Source organism: Dyadobacter alkalitolerans DSM 23607 (assembly GCF_000428845.1).
Lineage (GTDB): Bacteria > Bacteroidota > Bacteroidia > Cytophagales > Spirosomataceae > Dyadobacter > Dyadobacter alkalitolerans.
Genome location: NZ_AUAS01000004.1, coordinates 259,990 through 281,702, shown reverse-complemented (window position 1 = coordinate 281,702; position 21,713 = coordinate 259,990). Strand labels below are relative to the sequence as shown.

General features: G+C 45.0%; 20 protein-coding genes, 3 tRNA genes and 1 pseudogene. 13 read left to right on the top strand and 11 right to left on the bottom strand.

The genetic code is table 11. The annotated features are described in order from the left end of the window. Positions 1-9 precede the first annotated feature (9 nt). Together G395_RS0109730 and G395_RS0109725 are read right to left on the bottom strand one after the other, a co-directional pair. Positions 10-83 (bottom strand) — tRNA-Pro (locus G395_RS0109730). 77 nt (positions 84-160) lie between these two features. Next, a tRNA-Ser gene (locus G395_RS0109725) sits at positions 161-247 on the bottom strand. Positions 248-376: 129 nt separating this feature from the next. On the opposite strand from G395_RS0109725, the gene G395_RS0109720 reads away from it, so the two are divergent. The 13 genes from G395_RS0109720 to G395_RS33070 all read left to right on the top strand — a co-directional run bounded on the left by G395_RS0109720 (position 377) and on the right by G395_RS33070 (position 14,736). Beyond that, on the top strand, positions 377-1,339 hold the full coding sequence (locus G395_RS0109720; RefSeq protein WP_026629868.1) for a vWA domain-containing protein: 963 nt from the start codon (positions 377-379) through the stop codon (positions 1,337-1,339). Between the two features lie 38 nt (positions 1,340-1,377). After that, positions 1,378-2,097, top strand: a complete 720-nt coding sequence (locus G395_RS0109715; RefSeq protein ID WP_026629867.1) for a hypothetical protein — start codon at positions 1,378-1,380, stop codon at positions 2,095-2,097. A 16-nt stretch (positions 2,098-2,113) separates the two neighbouring features. Further along, a complete protein-coding gene (locus G395_RS0109710) occupies positions 2,114-3,046 on the top strand; it encodes a phosphoribosylaminoimidazolesuccinocarboxamide synthase (RefSeq protein ID WP_026629866.1) in 933 nt (310 codons plus the stop codon). 56 nt (positions 3,047-3,102) lie between these two features. Continuing rightward, positions 3,103-3,525 (top strand): STAS domain-containing protein, encoded by a 423-nt coding sequence (locus G395_RS0109705; protein WP_026629865.1) that lies wholly within the window; start codon positions 3,103-3,105, stop codon positions 3,523-3,525. Between the two features lie 386 nt (positions 3,526-3,911). Beyond that, the gene (gene gltB, locus G395_RS0109695) at positions 3,912-8,495 is read left to right on the top strand and encodes a glutamate synthase large subunit (RefSeq protein ID WP_084439535.1); all 4,584 of its coding nucleotides are present in this window, start codon (positions 3,912-3,914) and stop codon (positions 8,493-8,495) included. 64 nt (positions 8,496-8,559) lie between these two features. Further along, a complete protein-coding gene (locus G395_RS0109690) occupies positions 8,560-10,068 on the top strand; it encodes a glutamate synthase subunit beta (protein WP_026629862.1) in 1,509 nt (502 codons plus the stop codon). Between the two features lie 119 nt (positions 10,069-10,187). Next, positions 10,188-10,811, top strand: coding sequence for a polysaccharide deacetylase family protein (locus G395_RS0109685; RefSeq protein ID WP_026629861.1), 624 nt, complete (start codon positions 10,188-10,190; stop codon positions 10,809-10,811). Positions 10,812-10,863: 52 nt separating this feature from the next. Then, positions 10,864-11,865: a glycosyltransferase gene (locus tag G395_RS0109680; RefSeq protein ID WP_026629860.1), complete on the top strand. Its 1,002-nt coding sequence runs from the start codon at positions 10,864-10,866 to the stop codon at positions 11,863-11,865. Between the two features lie 5 nt (positions 11,866-11,870). Continuing rightward, positions 11,871-12,638 carry a TatD family hydrolase gene (locus G395_RS0109675; protein ID WP_211237762.1) on the top strand — a complete coding sequence of 256 codons (768 nt, stop codon included), beginning with the start codon at positions 11,871-11,873 and terminating at the stop codon, positions 12,636-12,638. Between the two features lie 47 nt (positions 12,639-12,685). Continuing rightward, positions 12,686-13,759, top strand: a complete 1,074-nt coding sequence (locus G395_RS0109670) for an asparaginase (protein ID WP_026629858.1) — start codon at positions 12,686-12,688, stop codon at positions 13,757-13,759. An 89-nt stretch (positions 13,760-13,848) separates the two neighbouring features. Further along, positions 13,849-13,935: transfer RNA gene (locus tag G395_RS0109665), tRNA-Ser, on the top strand. A 250-nt stretch (positions 13,936-14,185) separates the two neighbouring features. Beyond that, a complete protein-coding gene (locus G395_RS33075; protein WP_026629857.1) occupies positions 14,186-14,458 on the top strand; it encodes an Arm DNA-binding domain-containing protein in 273 nt (90 codons plus the stop codon). Beyond that, entirely contained in the window at positions 14,449-14,736 is a 288-nt protein-coding gene (locus G395_RS33070) for a phage integrase SAM-like domain-containing protein (RefSeq protein ID WP_026629856.1), read from the top strand. Before G395_RS33075 ends, G395_RS33070 begins: the two co-directional genes overlap by 10 nt. Before the next feature lie 120 nt (positions 14,737-14,856). Here the strand turns inward: G395_RS33070 and G395_RS31635 are convergent. From G395_RS31635 to G395_RS0109600, 9 genes and pseudogenes are all read right to left on the bottom strand, one after another. Continuing rightward, a pseudogene (locus G395_RS31635) lies at positions 14,857-15,132 on the bottom strand (glycogen debranching protein GlgX); the annotation flags it as partial. A 156-nt stretch (positions 15,133-15,288) separates the two neighbouring features. Continuing rightward, positions 15,289-16,056 (bottom strand): alpha/beta fold hydrolase, encoded by a 768-nt coding sequence (locus G395_RS29095; RefSeq protein ID WP_051350095.1) that lies wholly within the window; start codon positions 16,054-16,056, stop codon positions 15,289-15,291. A 235-nt stretch (positions 16,057-16,291) separates the two neighbouring features. Next, positions 16,292-16,873: a Crp/Fnr family transcriptional regulator gene (locus G395_RS0109635; protein ID WP_026629854.1), complete on the bottom strand. Its 582-nt coding sequence runs from the start codon at positions 16,871-16,873 to the stop codon at positions 16,292-16,294. A gap of 124 nt (positions 16,874-16,997) precedes the next feature. Beyond that, positions 16,998-17,666, bottom strand: coding sequence for a porin family protein (locus tag G395_RS29090; RefSeq protein WP_051350094.1), 669 nt, complete (start codon positions 17,664-17,666; stop codon positions 16,998-17,000). Positions 17,667-17,725: 59 nt separating this feature from the next. Continuing rightward, positions 17,726-18,754: a hypothetical protein gene (locus G395_RS0109625; protein WP_026629853.1), complete on the bottom strand. Its 1,029-nt coding sequence runs from the start codon at positions 18,752-18,754 to the stop codon at positions 17,726-17,728. Between the two features lie 20 nt (positions 18,755-18,774). Next, positions 18,775-19,512: a LytR/AlgR family response regulator transcription factor gene (locus G395_RS29085; RefSeq protein ID WP_035360866.1), complete on the bottom strand. Its 738-nt coding sequence runs from the start codon at positions 19,510-19,512 to the stop codon at positions 18,775-18,777. After that, complete coding sequence (locus G395_RS31070) at positions 19,509-20,549, bottom strand: sensor histidine kinase (protein WP_169720022.1); 1,041 nt, start codon at positions 20,547-20,549, stop codon at positions 19,509-19,511. The genes G395_RS29085 and G395_RS31070 overlap by 4 nt, the downstream gene beginning before the upstream one ends. Positions 20,550-20,595: 46 nt before the next feature. Then, positions 20,596-20,997: a hypothetical protein gene (locus G395_RS0109610; RefSeq protein WP_051350092.1), complete on the bottom strand. Its 402-nt coding sequence runs from the start codon at positions 20,995-20,997 to the stop codon at positions 20,596-20,598. 288 nt (positions 20,998-21,285) lie between these two features. Continuing rightward, a complete protein-coding gene (locus G395_RS0109600; protein ID WP_026629851.1) occupies positions 21,286-21,636 on the bottom strand; it encodes a nuclear transport factor 2 family protein in 351 nt (116 codons plus the stop codon). Between the last annotated feature and the right edge of the window lie 77 nt (positions 21,637-21,713).

Below are 21,713 nucleotides of genomic sequence, written 5' to 3'. Positions count from 1 at the left end.
TTTATTATGTCGGGGAGACAGGATTCGAACCTGCGACCCTCTGGTCCCAAACCAGATGCGCTACCGGGCTGCGCCACTCCCCGAATTATTTTTACTTGCTAGGCCGATTCTTGATTTCGTCAAAGGTCAGCCCCTCTTTTTACTTTATTTTAGATCGGTGTAGAGGAAGCGGGATTCGAACCCGCGGTACCCTTGCGAGTACGGCAGTTTAGCAAACTACTGGTTTCAGCCACTCACCCATCCCTCCTTCTTTCCGTTCTGGGTTGCAAATATAGAAGGTTGCCGTTCAGAAAAACAAACATTTCCCTAAAAAAACTTTATCAGAAGCCACAATTCCCTATTTTTGAAAAATTTTAAATTACCCAAAGCGTTCATTATGAACTGGAATTACCCCTTTGACACCACTGAATTTTTTTTCATATTTTTTTTCATCCTAATCTACACAGCCTACATTATCCGCACCGTCCGCATCGCCCGGCAGCTGCAAACCACCGCAAGGACCCTTATCCTGAAACTCTTTTTAAGATCCATCACATTCGCATTATTGATTATCAGCTTGCTCGGACCGTCGTTTGGAGAGGCCGACCGGCAGATTCAGTCAAAGGGCAAGGACATTTTTCTGATCGTAGACCTTTCCAAATCCATGGACGCAGCGGATGTTACGCCGTCGCGGTTGGAAAAAGTGAAATTTGAGATGAACAGATTTGTGCAGAATGAGCGGGCGAATCGGATCGGGATCATTATTTTTTCCAATGAAGCATTTATTCACGTGCCGCTGACTTACGATGGCGCTGCTTTGGAATTGTTTATTCAATCTTTACAAACGGATCTACTGGCGACGGGCGGGACGAACATTTGCAGTGCAACCGAGCTGGCTTACAACAAATTAATGAATGCTGCCGATCCCGGCGGGCGTTCTAAAATGATGATCCTTTTTACAGATGGCGAGAATAATTCGTCTTGCAGCGGGGCGTTGTATAACAATTTACGTCGGTTTGGAATAGGCGTTTACACGGTGGCGGTGGGGACGAAAGTGGGCATCAGCATCCAGCAAGACGGCAAGCCGCTGATGGATAAAAACGACAAACTGGTGATCAGCAAACTGGATGAAAATTTCCTGAGAACGATGGCAACCGCGGCCAGAGGCACTTATTATGAGCTGAATAATTCAAAAAATGAAATGTTGAAACTCATTAATGATGTAAACCAGGCGGAGGGAACATTGGTCGATTCGCGGACGATTACGGTGGTGAGTAACAAATACTATTATTTCCTGGGTGCAGCGCTGATCCTGATCCTGCTGGACGTTTTAATTACCATCGGAACGTTCCGACTGTAAGGATTCATGCTTATTTTTGCGACACAAATCGACCGCCTATGACCGCCATTATTCTTTATATTCTGCTTTGGCTCTGGGATAATCGGACATTTGACTCCATTACCAAGGCCAATGAGCGGAAACTGGGCGCAGAGGAGGCATATAACAACAAACAATTCAAGCAGTCGGCCGATTTGTATTACCAAATTACGTACGGCTCCCTTTTTTCAGACCCAGCGGCGCGCCTGAATCTGGCCCACTCCTACTATCAGATGGGCAATTACAAATTGGCGCTGAAACATTACGAACTGCTGGATCACATTGATGATAACACCATTGCATCCATTGCGAACAGCCAAATCGCATTAATTCGAGTGAATGAAAAGGATACGGTAAGCGCGCTCGATCATTTGAAAACAGCACTACGGCTGGAACCAGGAAACAGCCTGGCAAGGAGCAATTACATTGTTTTGAAAAAAGCATTTTCAGGCGTCGACAAGCCTTCTGACCAGAATAATAAGAAACAAAAATCGGAGCGTGATGCCATTGCGGAGTGCAACCAGCCTGCGCCGCCGGAGCCGAAACCGGAAACGCGGGAAGTGGCCGAAGATGTGCAGAAAGAGGAGCTGCTGCGAAGTTTGCGGGAAATGAATATGTCTGAGGAACAGGCCCGTGCGATATTGGATGCCATGAAATCAAACGAATCGCAATATATTTACCAGCTCAGAAGGAAGCAATACAAGTCTAAAACAGCAAAACAAGACGAAATAGAGTGGTAATTTTTACTATAAAAAGATGAATAGCATTCCAGAAACCAATTTCCAATTTCCTGGCCAGACGGGTTTTTATAAAGGCAAAGTCCGCGACGTGTATTCCTTTGAAAAAAAGCTTGTGATGGTTGCCAGCGACCGCATTTCGGCTTTCGACGTGATTTTGCCCCGTGCCATTCCTTATAAGGGACAGGTTTTGAACCAGATCGCAGCGCATTTCCTGAATGCAACGTCGGGCATTGTGCCTAACTGGCTCCAAGAAGTGCCCGATCCGAATGTCAGCATTGGTTTGAAATGCCAGGCTTATCCTGTGGAAATGGTTGTGCGCGGCTATCTGGCCGGGCATGCGTGGCGCGAATACTCGCTTGGAAAACGTTCGGTTTGCGGTGTTGCTTTGCCCGATGGATTGAAGGAAAATGATAAACTTCCTCAGCCAATTATTACGCCAACCACAAAGGCGCACGAAGGACACGACGAGGACATTTCACGTGAAGAAATACTTGCGCAGGGTCTGGTAAGCGAAGATGATTACGAGCATTTGGAAAAATATACGCTTGCGCTTTTTGCCAAAGGAACCGAAATGGCTGCCGATCAGGGGCTGATCCTGGTGGATACAAAATATGAGTTTGGCCAACTGGATGGCGTAATTTACCTCATCGATGAAATCCACACGCCGGATTCATCACGCTATTTCTACGCCGACGTATATGCGGAAAACCAGCGGGCGGGACTTCCCCAGAAACAGCTTAGCAAGGAATTTGTAAGGGAATGGCTCATACAGAACGGGTTCCAGGGAAAAGACGGTCAAAATGTGCCGGAAATGGACGACGAACGCGTGCAGCTGATCTCGGATCGCTACATTGAATTATTTGAAAAAGTAACAGGTAACAAGTTTCAGAAAAACAACCTGGACAACCCTTTGAAACGCATTGAAAAAGCGATTCTGAGCGCACTATAATCCCATTCTGTTGATATTTTATTAAAAATCTTGTTTGAACAAAACAGAAAATTGAAATGAACTATAAACTGGAAAAGAAAGAACAATTTGTATATATAGAGCTGGAAGAGCCAGCATTTGCGGGTGACGTCCCGGCGGCATTTGAGGAAACGGCGCGCGAAATTTTCCGTGAAGGTTACCACAACCTGATCGTCAATATGCAGCCTGTGAAATCGGTTGATGCGGCGGGGACTGCGATTTTGAAAAAAATAAACTGGCTCTGCGCCAATGACCTTGGCCTGCTCGTGATCGTGACGCGCGACGATGATTTTATGGATTTGCTGGAAGACCTGAAAATTCCGGATATGGAAGTTTTGCCATCCAAAGAGGAAGCCATTGACGCCGTTTTCATGCATAGTCTGGAAAATGAATTCGGTGCCGGCGACGATGGTTACGATGATGAAGATTACGATAATGTAAGCGAATCCAAAGAGCCATAACCAGCACAAAAATTTCACAAACACAATTGCCCAGCCTTTCAAGGCTGGGCTTTTTTTGGTCATAACAGAAAGATTTATTATTTTAACAAGACATTATTTGGATTTAGTTAAGACGGTTTTATAGTGGTTTTTGATTATGAATTTAATAACTAATCACCAAAAGCACTAGTCCATTTATCAATATTTCTATATTAATTGTGATAAAAAAATCAAATTCCTATACAGATAGAAAATTTTGCCAATTCGGTATTCGGCCAAATATCTTTTATGGTTATCTTGCGTGGCTTTACCCAATTCATAACGGGATGGCCCTTTCTTAAAAATTTTTAATTGCTTATTTAAACAAATTCTATTTACGAATTTGTCAACTCTAGAATCTTCGATTAATGTCGCAAATGTCTGAACCAATGGTAGAAAATCAGGGACTGTACCGTCCGGAATTTGAGCATGATGCATGTGGTATAGGTTTCCGGGCTAACATCAAGGGCCGCAAGTCACACCAGATCGTGGCTGACGCCATTCACATGCTTGAACGCATGGAACACAGGGGTGCAACGGGCTTTGATCCGAACACTGGTGATGGCGCAGGCATTTTGATTCAGATTCCACACGAGTTCTTTGTTGAAGAATGTTCCAAGCTTGGTTTTCAGCTCCCGCCCGCCGGTGAATATGGCGTGGGGATGATTTTTTTCCCGGGCAATGAAATTATGCGCGAGGAGTGCCGCGACATTCTGAGCCGCAAGGCGAAGAAGCTGGGCCTTCATATACTAGGTTACAGGAAAGTGCCTACGCTGAACAACACATTGGGCGAAGGGTCGCTGTCTGTGGAGCCGCATGTGGAGCAAATGTTTATCAAGCGTCCGGACGATGTAACGGATGATCTTGGCTTTGAAAGAAAACTTTACATTCTGCGTCAGGTTTCTGCGCGCATTATCCGGGATACGGTTATCGGCGTGGGCAGAAGCTTCTATTACTCTTCGCTTTCCTGCCGCACAATCTCATACAAAGGTCAGCTTACGACTGCCCAACTTAAATATTACTTCCCGGATCTGGAAAACGAATCGGTGGTTTCGGCCCTTGCGGTTGTTCACTCGCGTTTTTCAACGAACACATTCCCTTCCTGGGAGCTTGCTCAGCCGTTCCGCTACATTGCGCATAACGGTGAGATCAACACGGTAAAAGGAAATGTGAACTGGATCCGCGCCGGAGAAAAATCATTTGCTTCTGAGTTTTTTACAAAAGAAGAAATGGACATGATCGTCCCGATTTGCGACAGAAACCAGTCTGACTCCGCAAACCTGGACAATGCCATTGAGTTGCTGCACCTTTCGGGCCGCTCATTGCCACACGTAATGATGATGCTTATTCCCGAAGCATGGGACGGAAACGAGCAAATGGATCCCGAACGCAAAGCATTTTATGAATACAATGCTGCAATGATGGAGCCTTGGGACGGTCCGGCTTCCATTTCGTTCACAGATGGTAAAATGGTGGGCGCAACGCTTGACCGAAATGGCCTTCGCCCTTCCCGTTATTGGGTTTTGGACGACGACACGATCATTATGGCGTCTGAGGCTGGTGTTTTGGAAGTGGATCAGTCAAGAGTTGTGACAAAAGGTCGCTTGCAGCCGGGACGGATGTTCGTTGTGGATATGGAACAAGGCCGCATTATTCCTGATGAAGAAATTAAAGCAGCCGTTTGTTCAGGCCAACCTTATCAGAAGTGGCTGGATGAGAACAAGTTGCACGTGGATCAATTGGATCACCCGATCAGAACTTACCGTGCTTATGACGACAATGCATTGCTAAAACGTCAGGTTGCATTTGGTTACACTTCGGAAGATTTGCGCATGATCCTGGCTCCTATGGGCCAGACTGGTCAGGAAGCAATTGGTTCGATGGGAACGGATGTGCCTTTGGCGGTGCTTTCGGAGCAAAGCCAGCATTTGTCTAATTATTTCAAACAGCTTTTTGCACAGGTTACCAACCCACCAATTGACTCGATCCGCGAACGTTCGATTATGTCGCTGATCTCTTTTGTGGGTGGAACTGAAAATATATTAACAGAGACGCCGAAACATTGCCGCCAGATCGCGCTTCCGCATCCGATCTTGTCGGTGCAGGAATTTGACAAACTGCGTTTTGTGGATAAAGACGGCTTCCAGGCAAAAACAATCAACACCTATTTCCGCGCTGACGAAGGCGGAAAGGCGCTGGAAAGAGCATTGGAGCGCATTTGCCGCTACGCAACGGACGCGATTGAAGATGGGTTTGAAATCTTGATCCTTTCCGACCGTGCCATTGACTCGGATCACGCGCCCATTCCTTCATTACTGGCCTGTGCAACCATTCACCACCACTTGATCCGCGAAGGATTGAGAGGAAAAGTGGGACTTTTGGTTGAAGCGGGTGATGTTTGGGAAACGCACCATGTGGCCGCATTGATCGGTTATGGTGCTGCGGGAATTTGCCCTTATATGGCATTTGAAACGCTTTCGTTCATGAATCGCAAGAAGATGATTGAAGGTGAGTTTACGGACGAAAAACTGCATTATAACTACATTAAGGCCGTTAATAAGGAGCTTTTGAAGATTTTCTCCAAAATGGGGATTTCAACATTGCAGTCTTACCAGGGCGCTCAGATCTTCGAATGCGTTGGTTTGAACAAAGATGTGGTCGACAAATATTTCACAGGAACCATTTCCCGCATCAGCGGAATGGGTATTTCCGAGATAGCGCGTGAAATCCTGGTGCGTCACAAAGTGGCTTACCACGAAACGCCGGATTCGAAACCGAAGCTGGAAGTGGGTGGATTTTACCAATGGAAACAACGCGGCGAGGCGCACATTTTCAACCCGGCATCGGTGCATTTGTTGCAGCAGTCTACCAAAACAAACAGCTACGAAACATTTAAGAAATACTCAAAACTGATTGACGATCAAAGCCATAAGGCGCTTACGCTTCGCGGATTGCTTCGTTTCAAAAAAGGAACAAGCATTCCAATTGAAGAAGTGGAGCCGGTGGAAGCGATCTTCAAACGTTTTGCTACGGGAGCCATGTCATTTGGTTCTATTTCGTGGGAAGCGCATACAACATTGGCCATTGCCATGAACCGGATCGGTGGAAAATCCAATTCCGGCGAAGGCGGCGAGGATGAATTACGATACAATCTTTTGCCAAATGGCGACAGCATGAATTCGCAGATCAAGCAGGTTGCTTCCGGACGTTTCGGGGTTACCAGCCATTATCTGAGCAATGCGGGCGAGTTGCAGATCAAAACAGCACAAGGCGCAAAACCGGGTGAAGGCGGACAGCTTCCGGGCTTCAAGGTGGATGACTGGATCGGCCGCACGCGTCACTCGACGCCGGGCGTAGGTTTGATCTCTCCCCCGCCCCACCACGATATTTATTCGATTGAGGATTTAGCTCAATTGATTTTTGACCTTAAAAATGCAAATCGTCAGGCTAGGATCAGTGTGAAACTGGTTTCGGAAGCTGGTGTTGGAACGGTTGCTTCGGGTGTGGCGAAAGCACACGCGGACCACATTCTGATCTCCGGTTATGATGGCGGAACGGGAGCCTCACCATTGAGCTCGATCCGTCACGCAGGTTTGCCCTGGGAACTTGGTCTTGCGGAAACGCACCAGACTTTGGTTAAAAACAAATTGCGCGGGCGTGTTACCGTTCAGGCTGACGGTCAGCTTCGTACAGGTCGTGACCTTGCGATTGCGGCCATGCTGGGAGCAGAAGAATGGGGCGTGGCGACGGCTGCATTGGTTGCGGCAGGTTGCATTATGATGCGCAAATGCCATTTAAACACTTGCCCTGTCGGCGTTGCAACGCAAAACAAAGAATTGCGTGCATTGTTCTCGGGTAAGCCCGAGCACGTGGTGAACATGTTCCATTTTATGGCCGAAGAGTTGCGCGAGATTATGGCACAACTTGGTTTCCGAACTGTAAATGAGATGGTTGGGCAGGCACAATATCTTGAACTGCGCAATGATATCAAGCATTGGAAATACAAAAACCTGAATTTCGACGCCATCCTATACAAAGAAGGCGACCTTTCTGTGGCGCAATTCAAGCAGGAAGAGCAGGATCACGGCATGGACAGCATTATCGACTGGGATCTGATCAAAGCGGCGCAGCCTACTTTGGACAGCCAGGACGAAATTTACGCTGAATTCCCATTGAACAACCTGAACCGTTCGGTTGGAACAATGCTTTCGAATGAAATTTCTAAAAAATACGGCGGTGCTGGCCTTGCAAAAGGCAACATTCATTTCAAATTCCGCGGAACAGCCGGACAAAGCTTTGGTGCATTTAACACGGCCGGGCTTCGTCTGGAACTGGAAGGCGACGCCAATGACTATTTCGGAAAAGGACTTTGCGGCGCTGAACTGATCGTTTACCCAGACCGCGACTCGAAATTCAAACCGGAAGAGAACATTATCATTGGTAATGTTGCTTTCTATGGCGCGACTTCGGGCGATGCTTACATCAGAGGAACAGCCGGAGAACGTTTCTGCGTGCGTAACTCAGGTGCAAAAGTGGTTGTAGAAGGTGTGGGTGACCACGGTTTGGAATACATGACAGGCGGTTTGGCAGTAATTTTGGGTGAAACCGGAAGGAACTTTGCAGCGGGAATGTCTGGCGGTGTGGCTTATGTTTTGGATAAAGACGGCACATTTAAAGAGAAAGTGAACATGGAAATGGTTTCGCTTGACCCGCTGAATGAGGAAGATAAAGGCATCTTGCGCGAATATCTGGACAAACATTTCCAGTATACGACCAGCAACATTGCATTCCAGCTGATCCAGAACTGGGAGCAATCGGTGAAGCAATTTGTGAAAGTGTTGCCTGCCGATTTCAAGAAAGCATTGGAAGGACGCGGCATTACATTGGCGCAGCAGATTGCCGATAAGAATGTGGTTTACAAAGACATCGTTGTGGATGTGGTTCACCAGTAAGCGGTTACCACATTTAGCAAAGCCATTTTTTCAAATAGAATAACGATTTAATAAGCATATAAGAATGGGAAAACCAACCGGATTTTTAGAGTTTGATAGGGAGTTGCCAAAGAAGAGAAGCGTCGACGAGCGCCTTGGAGATTATCGTGAGATTGAAACTGCCCCTACCGACTCTCATTCCAAACAGCAGGCAGCCCGTTGCATGGACTGCGGAATCCCTTTTTGCCACAATGGCTGCCCGCTAGGTAACATTATCCCCGAGTTCAACGACGCGGTGTATGATGAAAACTGGGCGCTGGCTTACGAAATTTTATCGTCGACCAACAATTTCCCTGAATTCACAGGCCGCATTTGCCCAGCTCCTTGCGAAGCATCCTGCGTGTTGGGCATCAATAAACCGCCCGTGGCGATTGAATACATTGAAAAAGCGATCATAGAAAAAGCATTTGAACTGAATCTTGTAAAACCACGAATCCCGAAAATCCGCACAGGCAGAAAAATAGCCGTTGTAGGATCGGGCCCTGCCGGAATGGCGGCTGCTTACCAGCTCAACCAGGCCGGACACTGGGTGGTTTTGATGGAACGAGCGGATAAAATCGGCGGACTGGTTCGTTACGGAATTCCTGATTTCAAGCTTGAAAAAAGCATTATAGACCGCCGTTTAGCGGTGATGGAAGCAGAAGGCGTTGAATTCCGCACCAACGTGAATGTGGGCGTGACGGTGAAAGCCAATGAACTTCTGGATGAATTTGACGCGGTATTACTGACGATGGGTTCAACCGTGCCAAGAGATGTAAAGATCGATGGGCGTAACCTGAAAGGCGTTCATTTCGCGATGGAATTCCTTAGCCAGCAAAACAAACGCGTGGCTGGCATTGAACCACAAGTGGATCACCGCGGCGCGCCTTATACAAACGGACAGATCATTGCAAAAGATAAGCATGTGGTTGTAATTGGTGGCGGCGACACGGGTTCTGACTGTGTGGGAACATCCGGCCGTCATGGTGCTGCTTCTATTACACAAATTGAACTAATGCCGATTCCGCCAAAAGACCGCGATTCCAGCACGCCTTGGCCGAACTGGCCAATGATGCTGCGGACTTCAACTTCGCATGAGGAAGGCTGCGACAGACATTGGTCTATCAATACAAAAGAATTTGTAGGCGACGAAAACGGCAATTTGAAAGAATTGAAAATCGTTGACCTTGATTGGCAAAAAGATCCTGAAACGGGCCGTATGCAAATGAAAGAGGTTCCGGGAAGCGAAAGAAACATTCCTTGCGACCTCGCATTTCTGGCAGCCGGATTCCTGCATCCGCAACAAGAAGGCCTTTTGAACGATCTAGAAGTGGAATTTGACGAACGCGGCAACATTAAAACGAATGGTTATCAATCCACTTCCAACGAAAAAGTGTTCGCAGCCGGTGACTGCCGCCGCGGACAATCATTGGTGGTGTGGGCGATTAGCGAAGGACGTGAAGCGGCTCGTGCGGTGGATGAATATCTGATGGGACAGTCGTTCCTGGAAGCCAAAGCGGTTTCGATGTTCAACCCGGCGTTTGCGCATGCCTGATTTGGGATTTTGTAAAAGCTACATTATATATAATGCAAGAAGCTGCTCCACAAGGGCGGCTTCTTACTTTATATCCCTTTATATTTGACCCCAAATATTGACCGACACCATTCCAAATAATGTTTTTACACCATTCGCCTTTCTGGCTGAAAGCATTTTTCCCAGGCTTTATCTGGCGCGTTCCGACGCAGGAAAAAAAGATTTTCCTGACCTTTGACGACGGCCCTATTCCCGACATTACCGAGTCTGTTCTGGAAACATTGGCACGTTACAAGGCGAAGGCGACCTTTTTTTGCATTGGAAATAATGTGGAGAAACATCCGGATATTTACAAACAACTACTTGATAATCAACACGCCATAGGCAATCACACATTTAATCACATGAATGGCTGGAAGACTGAGGATGCAGTGTATCTCGACAACATTAAGCAATGTGAGAAGCAGCTGAATTTACCGACGAATCTTTTCAGGCCACCTTATGGGCGGATCAAAAAAAGCCAGTCGCGTGTTGTTAAAAGGGAGCGTAACATTATCATGTGGGATGTTTTGAGCGGGGATTTTTCCAAAGAAATTACACAAGAAATTTGTCTGCGGAAATCGATTCAATATACACGGCCTGGCTCAATTGTTTTGTTCCACGACAGCGTCAAAGCCGCACCTAACATGCAATACGCGCTTCCAAGGTTTTTGGAGCATTTCAGTAACAAGGGATTTACATTCGAAGCAATGGCGATGAAGTGAGGCTATGACATTACTAATGAACACTTTATGATCGCAAAATTTATATTATTACATGCTTCAAACCGGCAATCGCATTAAAGTGAGCGTGCTCGTCGCGGCACGTAACGAAGAAAATAATATCGAAAGATGTCTCAAATCGCTGCATGAACTCGATTTTCCGAAAGAAAATATTGAAATCATTATCGGCGATGACGATTCCGAAGACCTTACCGAAGAGCTTATAGCCGGATTTATTTGGGACAAACACCAGTTTAAATGCCTTAAAATCACGAAGCAAGTTGTCGGCTTAAAGGGAAAAGCCAATGTACTGGCACAGCTTGCGCACGAAGCCAAAGGTGATTATCTGTTCTATTGTGACGCCGACATTACCGTTGCGCCGACATGGATAAAGGGAATGCTAAGGCATTTTAAAGAAAAAACCGGCGTCGTTGTCGGCCTTACGCGCATGAAAAAAAGCCATTTACGCGCAGATCTTTTGTCGACCGAATGGCTGTTTGCACTTAGTGTCGCACGCTTTTTTTCTTTGTTCAAAATTCCAATGACCGGCATGGGTAACAACATGGCCGTGGCCCGGGAAGCGTATTTCGCCGTTGGCGGCTATGAAAAGCTAGGGTTTTCCATTGTGGAGGATTACACGTTATTTATGGGCATCGCAAAAGGCGGTTATGATTTTAAAATGGCGTATCACAGGGACATTCTGAATGTTTCCGAACCCGTTACCAGCTTTGCGGAGTTGTTGAAACAGCGGAAACGTTGGATGCAGGGCGTTATGCAGTCGTTTTGGGTGACCAAATGGAGCCTGATCCTGTCATCTTTGATCGTTCCCATATTTCTGATTCTCTCGATATGGTTTCCCATCGAGCCGTGGATCGGTATAGGGCGTTATTATCTGCTGATCACGGTCATATCGCTGATTTCCATTGTATTGCTGCGGCAATTTGACCTTTGGAAAGCCGCGCTGCTGTTCTGGTTTCACATGACGCTGATCGGGTGGATTATGCTGGCCAATTACTTTTTACCTGGAAAAACGGTCTGGAAAGGACGTGAATATTAATACAAATGATTGAAACCCACGCACATATATACAGTGACGATTATGCTGAGGACCGCGATGCCATGCTTGACCGCGCCTGGAATGCAGGCATAGAGCAGATTTGGATGCCCAATTGCGACCACGCCACCATTCCCGGCATGATGGAACTGGCCAAACGCTTCCCCGGCAAATGCCTTCCAATGATCGGCTTGCATCCGACGTATGTAAAAGATGATTTTGAGACAGAGCTTACCATCATCGAAGAATGGCTTGAAAAAGCCAGCTTTATAGCCATCGGTGAAATCGGGATGGATTTATTTTGGGATAGAACATTCCAGGAACAGCAGGAAAAGGCATTTTTATATCAATGCAAACTGGCAAGAAAACACAATCTCTGGATCGACATTCACAGCAGAAGTGCTTTTTGGGAAACTGTGAAGCTGATCGAAGAATTTGGAGATCCGAATCTTAAAGGCATTTTTCACTGCTTTACCGGAACATTAGATGAAGCCAACAAAGCCATTGAACTGGGTTTCAAACTCGGCATAGGCGGCGTCGCGACATTTAAAAACGGAGGCTTGGACAAAGTCATTCCTTTTGTTGACATTGAACATTTAGTTTTGGAAACGGATGCGCCCTACCTAGCGCCCGTTCCCTATCGCGGCAAAAGAAATGAGGTTGCTTACATTGATCTCGTCGCCCAGCGCGTGGCCGATTTGAAACAAATCACCAAGCAGGAAGCCATTATTGCCACCAGTGAAAATGCTAGAAAAATGCTTTTAAAAGCATCCTAGCCCTCTCACTCGTATAAGCATCTCAGCATTTCCAAAAGCATAGTTGCATGTCATACAGCAAAATCCACATCAACCCGATTTCCCCCGAGCCAACCGTCGGCACCGTGCTTGTCATTTACACCGGAGGAACATTGGGAATGGTCTACGACACCAAAGGAAAGCAACTCGTCCCCTTCAATTTTGACCAGATTATCGACCGCGTTCCTGAGATCAGCAGGCTCAATTTCGCTATTACATTCCTGTCCCTGTCCGAGCCCATCGACTCATCGAACATGAACCCGGAAATCTGGATCGAGCTGGCAACGATCATCGAACAGGAATATGCGCGGTACGACAGCTTTGTCATCCTGCACGGCACAGACACAATGGCCTATACGGCCTCCGCGCTGAGTTTTTTACTCGATAATCTCAACAAACCCGTCATTCTCACCGGCGCGCAGTTGCCTATCGGCGTCGCTCGTTCGGACGCCCGGGAGAACGTGATCACCGCATTGGAACTTGCCGCAGCCAAGAACGAAAGCGGCCAGCCCATAATCTCGGAAGTCTGTATTTATTTCAATTCAATGTTACTCCGTGGCAATCGCAGCAAAAAGCGCGAAAGCTCCGATTTCAATGCATTCCACTCCGAAAACTATCCCGCACTAGCCAATGCTGGCGTTCGCATCGAATACAACTGGCCTTATATCAAACCATACGAGCAGGAACTTCAGCTACGCGTCCATACGAACATGGATAACCGCGTAGCGTTTCTTAAAATGTTTCCCGGAATAAGCCCGTTAGTCGTCAATTCGCTACTTAATATCAACGGATTAAGAGGCGTCGTGCTGGAAACTTACGGAGCAGGCAATGCCACCACAGCCCAATGGTTCCTGGACGCCATCAGCAATGCAATTGAAAGAAACATCATCATTTTCAACGTCTCCCAATGCGACGGCGGCCGCGTCGCGCAAGGCCACTACGAAACCAGTCGCTTCCTCAAACAAGCAGGCGTAGTAAGCGGCTCCGACATCACCGCCGAAGCGGCAATAACGAAAATGATGTATGTATTTGGAAAAGAGCAGAATGTCGAAAAATGCAAAGAAATGCTGGCAAGGCCGCTAAGCGGCGAGATGAGTATTTGAAAATGATTTTCGTTGCACCTTCATTTAACCCACATTTTGATTTGCATTTAATGTCATAAAACGTATCTTTGCACCCCTTACCACAACACAGAGAGGTGTCCGAGTGGTTGAAGGAGCTACCCTGGAAAGGTAGTATATGGGTAACTGTATCGAGAGTTCGAATCTCTTCCTCTCTGCAAGCAAGAATACCAAAAGCATTAAAGCCTGTAAATCATATATTTACAGGCTTTTTTGTTTTTCAGATTTTGTCAAAATATGCAAATATTCGCAATATTTAGGTGAGCATCGGGTGAGCAGTTCGAAATTATAAAAAAAGTGCCCACCTAAACTGCTGTAACGATCTGACTTACAACCTGTTCATAAGATAAACATCTTGATTTTTTGGAAGCATCGGTAGTAATTTTGTTTCACTAAAAATCGAATGTTATGTTATCAAGAAATTCGACTATGTTCTTTTATTTGAAAAAACGTAGCAACTACAAAACCGGTAGACTGCCAATTTACATCCGCATAACCGTAGAAGGAGAGCGAATGGAAATATCAACCAAGAGGGAGTGTGAACCAGAAAAGTGGAATTCTCAAACTGGGCGGAAAAACGGAATAAAGGATGATACGCGCACATTGATGCCTACCTGGATGCTCTTCAATTTAAAATTCATGAAATCCAAAGGCAAATTGTTGAATCAAATTTGGCTCTAACTTCAGAGTTAGTCAGAAACAGGATAAATGGAGTAGCAGACAAGTCAAAGGGGATTTTGGAAGTTTTTCTCGATCACAACAAAAAACTAGAACAACTTGTAGGAAGCGACTATGCGCTCGGTACGTTAACACGGTACAAGACCACTTACGACCACACAATGGCATTCATACTCTGGAAATACAAAACGTCTGATGTCGACATACTGAAACTAAACTACGACTTCATCTCAAGTTTTGAGTTCTGGATTCCAGTGGAGAAAATTTTGTCTTTGCTTTAAACAATTTTATAAAACTAAGGGGCTTGTGTTTAGTCAAGTGCCAGTACGTTGATAGCAATCAGTCAATCAACCGCAGCACCATTACAGAGCGGCTTTATACTTTGACAGCATCACCCGGAACGTGGTCAAAAGATTACGCTTTTGTTTATTCCTTAGCGCAATAATCTCGCGATCGTTCGTGGGCCCTTCCACCCCACAATTCCAGCTGTTGTTATTATTGGCCCCGTCATTATTGTCTTCACCATTGGATTCGTTATGTTTTTCATTATAGCTAACCAGGTCATTGAGCGTGAAGCCATCGTGAGCTGTGATCAGGTTAATGCTTGCCGTCGGCTGATGGTAACCCCCTTTGTAAAGATCAGCACTGCCAGTAAAGCGCTGTGAAAACTCAGCAAGCTTGCCAGCATAAGTGCCTCGGATTTCCTCAGGAACGTCTTTATGCAGCTTGGTAAGCCCTTTGACGTGCGCTTCATCAATAATGCTGTCATGGTAAGGGATCTTGGGTGGCTGGCTAGTCATCTTGGGTAAGTTGCAGTTCAAAATTGAGGTTTGTTAGCCGAGTATGAACTCTTCCAGCTCTTGGTTGAACTTTTCTGCCTCTTCAATGAATAATGCGTGGCCGCTATGTTCGAATGGCACCAGCTCGGAATCTTTTAGGCTTTCGTGCATCTGTTCCGCTAGTTGAAAATCGCAGATCTTATCGTAGCGGCCATGAAAAATAACGGTCGGGATGGCGATCTCTGCGAGCTGGGGACGCAAGTCGGTATCCTTCAAGGCAATGAGGCATTGCGTGGCAGCATAAGGCGAGGCCGCCCAGTTGATGGTGTCCAGCCAAGTCCCCATACCTGGCGATACAGAGTCTTCGCTAGCCATGAAGATCTTGCCAAAATCCTCATAAAGTTTAGGGCGGTCAATGCGGCTCAGGTCGATTAGTTGCTGGGCAGCTTCCTGTGTCACGTTAAATGGGGAGTCAGGGCGTCGTGTCCAGATAGGTGCTGCCGCGCCGAACAAGGCTAATTTGCTGATGTGCTCACCTCTATAACGGCTTGTAAAATAGATGGAGACGTAATTGTACTGGCCATAAGGTTTGCTCGACTTGCCGAAACCGCGTAGCGTGATCCCGATCACCCGGATTCCCCGGTCAACAAAATATTGATATTGGTATTCATACATAGCGTCGCTCAATGGCCAGCCGTGTATCAGCACAAGCGGTAGACCTTCGCCAATGTCGGTTATATGCAGGCGCACGTTGGGCGCCACTTTGATAAATTCTTTTCTGGCCCCAGGCTGTGCGTTTAAATTCTTTTTTTTGTCTTTCATTTTATTGAGATATACGGTTTGGTAATAGACCGATCAGGAAATTTAATTGAAGTCACAGCGGAATTGTGCGTTCCAATACGGGCAAGGCGAAATAATCTTCCGATTTTTTCCTTGGCGTTGCGTATCCGGCAGCCGACGTCATAGCGGGCACGATTTTGGAAAAACACCTGAACCAGGTCTGCGAATGCCGGAATTTGGGATGACCCTCGAGACGATAGCAAATCTTAACTAAACACTAACCGCAGCTTTGTCTTCTTAATCTACTTAATGATTCTTTGGTTATCCCCAAATATGACGCGATGAAATGTTGTGGGAACCGTTGTAGAAAATGCGGATTTTTCCTTTCGAATTCCTGGTACCGCATCTCTGCTGTGGTGCATATCATTGAATTTATTCTTTTGTTCAAAGCAATAACGTGCCTATCATCCATTACTCTTAGCATTTGTGCTATTGCAGGGATATTATCTTTAAGCTCATAGATATCTTTGAGTGAGATAATCAACATTTCAGTGTCTTCCCACGCTTGAATATTGTACTCCGATGGTTCAAGTGAAGTTAAGCTTGCGCGGTCGTCTGCCCAGTAATTTTCAATAAAAAGCTGAACGATTTTCTCGTTTCCTTTTTCATCAATGCAAAACTGGCGCATCGCTCCCTTTGTGATGAACGCAGAGTACTTTGATACATCACCTGCTCTTAATAAGTATTGCCTTTTGCGTAGGGTTTTTGCTTGAAATTTACTTTTAATCAATTCTAGTTCTGAGCAATTCACTTGTAAGCCTGAATATCCCTCAACGTATCTAATAAGTTTCTCAAACATCTAATCACTGTTAAAAATTACGGTCATATATATACGCTTTTAATCTGATCGCATTATTGCAGGCTAACTTCTAGCAAGTGTATCCAAACTTTATACACTGCCGCCTAATTTCAGAAATCGTTAATCAAAGAATGGTAAAGCCCAGTGTTGCCTGGAACAGGTTGCTCTTTTTACCAAATTGCGCGGCGGTTGTAGCATTACTGAACTGAAGTTTCATAATGTCAGTGAAATTGCCCTCATAACGCACATCCAGACTAAGTCTTCCAAGGTCGAGGCCAACGCCTGCCTGGTAACCGAATGCTAATCGGTTTTTAAATTCCGCTCCTGAATTCGTGCCTGTTACATCATCAAATGAATCACTGATTTTACCATTCTTATTTAATCTGAGCGATGCCATTGGACCAACATTTATACGAACTAATTTTGCGATACGCCCCCCAAAAAGCAAAGGAAGATCAAAGTTGGAAAAACGCACATCCACTTTCCCATCGTTCAGCACACCGTCCTTATATACATTGAACTTGCCGCCTTTTTGCGATAATAAAATCTCTGGCTGGATATAGAACGTTTTACCAAAACGAAAGAAAACACCACCTGCGAACCCAAGTGAACGGTTATCGTTGTCCCTGAAATTGAATGCATTACCGCCTGGTGAAAGGCTTAAATCGTTACTGCCATTGATATTGGATAAATTAGCGCCTGCTTTGATTCCGAATCTAAAAGCTGGGTCGTATTGTGCATTTGCCGTGTAGCTGATCGTGAGCATACACAGCGCAATCATCATGTTTTTCATGTGGATATTGATTTAATGTAAATTGTAATTGAAAAAAAAATAGCAATCGTGCGCCGGGATTAATTTTTTACAATATCTTTTAAGTTTGCATCAAATAGGCCCGCAAATTCGCGGCTGCTTATGATATGGTCTTTTGGGTCTGCTTTATTAGCCAGGTTATACCCCCACTCGGTCGCAGCCTTTCTCTGAACAGGAGTGCCATGGTGCAGCTCACTTTCAAAATCACAATCGCCAAGATACGAAAACACTTCCGCGACTCTTTGCATGCTTTTCCACTCCATAGCTGCTCCCCGAGAGTGCGAGAGGAAGTAAGCTGCGTATGCATCGGCCATTAATTCGGTGCGGCGATTACCTGCCGAGGTTAGTGGGATACCATAATCTTTTATTCCCAAATCATACTGGATATGATGCGCGTATTCATGGGCCAGAATAGCCTGCGGCGCAATATCTCCGTAGCCAAGCGCATCAAAAGGCTGCAAAAGCGCATCTCCAAAAACGATTTTATCCTTTACCTGACCAGCGACTGGATAATTTTTCTGCTGGTGGGCGTATGCATTAAAAGTGAAAAAAGGATGATTTCCGTTCAGATATTCCGGATAAGTCTTGAACAACGTAGCCAGCGAATCAGCATATTTATTAGCCTTCTCAACGCTATATCCATATTCAGCTTGATACACTTTGATAACTTTATCCCGGTCCTGCAACATGGAGCCATGGGCTGCGGCCATAATGATGTTGTCTGAATTAATGTCCCAGAAACCTTGCAGATCTTTAAATGTCCTTTTTAGCTGAGCAGTATACTCACCTTTCACACCATAATATTGATTTTCAGAATCTTCCTCAGTAAATATTGCAACAAAAATGGCCATCTTCGCCGCCTCTTCATTACTGAGTATGCTTATGGCCCCTTTACTCCAACCGCTGATTTGCTTTAAAAGCCACAGATTTGAAGGGCTAATGCCTTCACAAGGCGTAGGAATCACTTCTGGTAAATCCGGATTAACCGGATGATCCATGATCTCTTTGCAGCTAAAAAGCAGCACAAATGAGACGGTAAAAATTACCGCGAAAAGATTAATACGTTTCATAAAACTATTTGTTAATTAAATTATTCTATTGAATTATTGGGAGGCATAGAAAGCAACTTGGAATTGATCATATCAAAAAAATCCTTGCGATAGGCTTCGCCGATTGTAATAGGTTGCTCTTCATCGACGATCCTCACCATATTGCCCTCAACTGCGGTTAGGTGGCTCAGCGAAATGATAAAAGACTTGTGGATGCGCACAAAACCCATCGAGGATAGATGTTCGGCCAACTCCTTCAATTTTAAATAGGCGGTAATCTTGCGCTGATCATTCATGTGGATTGTCGCGTAATTACCTTGTCCTTCAATGTAAGTTATTCTGCGAGAATCAATTTTTAATAGCTTGCCCTTTTGTTCTGTTTTTACAAAAACATAATGATCCTGATCGTTAACCGGACGAACATTATTTTGAATGGTCCATAAACGGTTAACGGCTTTCAGGAACCTTAAAAACGGGATCGGTTTTAACAAATAATCTACCACGGCATGCTCAAATCCGTCCAGCGCATATTCCTTGTAAGCCGTAGTCAAAATTACATGGCAATCATTGCTGATCAGCTTCAATATTTCTATTCCGGTCAGATTAGGCATTTGAACATCCAGAAACACAAGCCCGGGTTTGAGATCACCGATCATGGCCAAACCTTTTATGGGATTCGTCTCTGAGCCAACCAATTTCAAGAAATGCACCTGACTTATATGTTCTTTCAATAAATCGATGGCATGCTGCTCATCGTCAATGATAATGCAATCAATCATGCTGGAAATGTTATTTTCAATGATACTTTAAAATGGGTTTCATCTTCATCTACAAGGAACGCTGACCGGTTGCCGTATGTTAAATTCAGCTGCTGCCTGATGTTATGAAGACCGATTCCATTTGAAAGTTCTTTCAATCCTTTTCCCTTTTTGTTACTGATATCAAATGTTAATTCATCCACGCATGTATTAATTCTGATCATTAACGGATGAGCAGGGTCATGCAGGTCACCGTGCTTGAAAGCATTCTCAACGAGTGTGATCAATACCAGTGGGACGATGCTGGTAGACTGATCATCAATCTGTTCGTCGTAGCGGATATTTAATTGATAATTATGGCGACGCTGGTTAATCTCAATCACATTTTTAAGATGCTCCAATTCATCCATAATATTGACGGTGCCGTCAATGCGGGTGTTTTTTCCCAAAGCATACCGCATAATGTTGGCCAGCATTAGTATGGAATCCGCAGTTTCTTTATCTTGTTTGATGACCTTTCCATAAATAAAGCTCAATGAGTTAAATAAGAAATGAGGGTTAATCTGGTGCTTTAAGGCTTTCAGTTCTGCTTCGGTCTTATCCTTTTCAAGCATGATGCGCTCTCTGCCTTTTTGGACCCGTTCAACCAAAAGTGCTACTGAAAAGCCTGTGACGAGGACAAATACATAAGAGATAATCAACACCCATCTCATACTATGTTCAGGCAGACCCGCTGGGGAAGAATCAGTCATGTCGCGTGCTTGCTGTGCTCTCTCCATCAAAAAGAAAATGTAGTCGTACGCAAACTTGACGATGAACAACAGTAACCCAATAATGACAGCGCTGCGAACACTGACTTCCTTACGCATCGCAGGAAGTATCACCACAAAAATTAGAATATAATAAGTGATTACTGACTCAATAATGAAAATCAGTGTATTAAAGAGCAACCCAGTCCGGCCAGCAAAGTTTTGTACGGTCTGTGCCGGGTTAACCACGTACGAAAGCAAAAAAAACGAACCGTAAACCAGCAAAGAGAACAAGGCTAATAATACCAACCGCTTATAGTTTACTCTAAAAAAGTTCAGGACCGCTTTTAACATCCTATTCGTACTTAATGAATGTGGCTACAATGCTTTTTTGCTTAATATCCGTTGTTGATGAGGAATTGGTAGCAACAACTTTCTCTTTTTTCGTTTTGGACGCTACTGCTGTGCCGTTCTGCTGGGTAGATACCACCTCTTCCGTAAGATTCAAAATTACGCCGTCTGCACCTTTGCTCTTACCCAACTCTATCACTTTTTGCTGCGCAGCGTCTATTGAACCGAATCCTTTTGCAAGTTTGGTGGAACCCATCGTAATGTAATTTCTTTTTACATCTGCCTTTTCGAGATAAATATCTACATTCTGAGTAGGTGAATAGGTCTTCCCAAAATATGATGGCTTAGAGCATGCTGCTAATAAAGTAATGAACAGGATGACCAGTAAGTGAATTAATACTTTCATTTTAAATGATTATTATTTTTAACAAAGGTACCTTGGCAAGCAAATGCGAAAAAAAAAATTATTCAAACAGGGGTTTTGTAAATGCCAACAGTGAAAATGTATACCTTTTCAATTACGAGGGGAAGGCGTCGATACCGGGGTAACCCAAACCAATTAGCTATTGTGCTGTAATGAGCGTGTGTAGCGAGCACACTTTGAGGGAGAAAAGGGCACAAAAGACCAGCACTGGAGATTCGTTTCTCTGCATGAGTGCTGGACTACGAAGTAATACATTTTTTTAAAATATGTCTATGGGATTTCGATGACGAATGCTCTCAGCTGGGCCATCTTGCCATCCTGAAAACGCCAGACATCGCAGTAGGAGTAGTTGATCTTTTTTCCGCTATCGTCCTTCAAGCTGATTTCTCCAATTGCTGAAACGAAATCACCTTCGGCGATTAAATGTTCAACATTAAACTCCGGCGGCTCCATATATGCCATTTTCATATATGCCCGAACGGCATCCTTCCCTTGGAGAGTCTTATCACCGACGAATTCAAACTGGATATCCTCGGTACAAAACGACAGAAATCCTTCATTATCTCCTTTGGCCACCGCATCATTTGCTTTTAATAATGTTGCCTTGTTATCTAAATTCATATTGAAATAAGGATTATATCAAGTTTGTTATGATGATTTTACATCGGGAGGCCTCCATAAATTCAAGTATCCACGCC

Bases quoted from the DNA above. Each gene is read 5' to 3' on its own strand.
- G395_RS0109720 (WP_026629868.1), top strand. From the start codon at position 377: ATGAACTGGAATTACCCCTTTGACACCACTGAATTTTTTTTCATATTT.
- G395_RS0109715 (WP_026629867.1), top strand. From the start codon at position 1,378: ATGACCGCCATTATTCTTTATATTCTGCTTTGGCTCTGGGATAATCGG.
- G395_RS0109710 (WP_026629866.1), top strand. From the start codon at position 2,114: ATGAATAGCATTCCAGAAACCAATTTCCAATTTCCTGGCCAGACGGGT.
- G395_RS0109705 (WP_026629865.1), top strand. From the start codon at position 3,103: ATGAACTATAAACTGGAAAAGAAAGAACAATTTGTATATATAGAGCTG.
- gltB (WP_084439535.1), top strand. From the start codon at position 3,912: ATGTCGCAAATGTCTGAACCAATGGTAGAAAATCAGGGACTGTACCGT.
- G395_RS0109690 (WP_026629862.1), top strand. From the start codon at position 8,560: ATGGGAAAACCAACCGGATTTTTAGAGTTTGATAGGGAGTTGCCAAAG.
- G395_RS0109685 (WP_026629861.1), top strand. From the start codon at position 10,188: ATGTTTTTACACCATTCGCCTTTCTGGCTGAAAGCATTTTTCCCAGGC.
- G395_RS0109680 (WP_026629860.1), top strand. From the start codon at position 10,864: ATGCTTCAAACCGGCAATCGCATTAAAGTGAGCGTGCTCGTCGCGGCA.
- G395_RS0109675 (WP_211237762.1), top strand. From the start codon at position 11,871: ATGATTGAAACCCACGCACATATATACAGTGACGATTATGCTGAGGAC.
- G395_RS0109670 (WP_026629858.1), top strand. From the start codon at position 12,686: ATGTCATACAGCAAAATCCACATCAACCCGATTTCCCCCGAGCCAACC.
- G395_RS33075 (WP_026629857.1), top strand. From the start codon at position 14,186: ATGTTATCAAGAAATTCGACTATGTTCTTTTATTTGAAAAAACGTAGC.
- G395_RS29095 (WP_051350095.1), bottom strand. From the start codon at position 16,056: ATGAAAGACAAAAAAAAGAATTTAAACGCACAGCCTGGGGCCAGAAAA.
- G395_RS0109635 (WP_026629854.1), bottom strand. From the start codon at position 16,873: ATGTTTGAGAAACTTATTAGATACGTTGAGGGATATTCAGGCTTACAA.
- G395_RS29090 (WP_051350094.1), bottom strand. From the start codon at position 17,666: ATGAAAAACATGATGATTGCGCTGTGTATGCTCACGATCAGCTACACG.
- G395_RS0109625 (WP_026629853.1), bottom strand. From the start codon at position 18,754: ATGAAACGTATTAATCTTTTCGCGGTAATTTTTACCGTCTCATTTGTG.
- G395_RS29085 (WP_035360866.1), bottom strand. From the start codon at position 19,512: ATGATTGATTGCATTATCATTGACGATGAGCAGCATGCCATCGATTTA.
- G395_RS0109610 (WP_051350092.1), bottom strand. From the start codon at position 20,997: ATGAAAGTATTAATTCACTTACTGGTCATCCTGTTCATTACTTTATTA.
- G395_RS0109600 (WP_026629851.1), bottom strand. From the start codon at position 21,636: ATGAATTTAGATAACAAGGCAACATTATTAAAAGCAAATGATGCGGTG.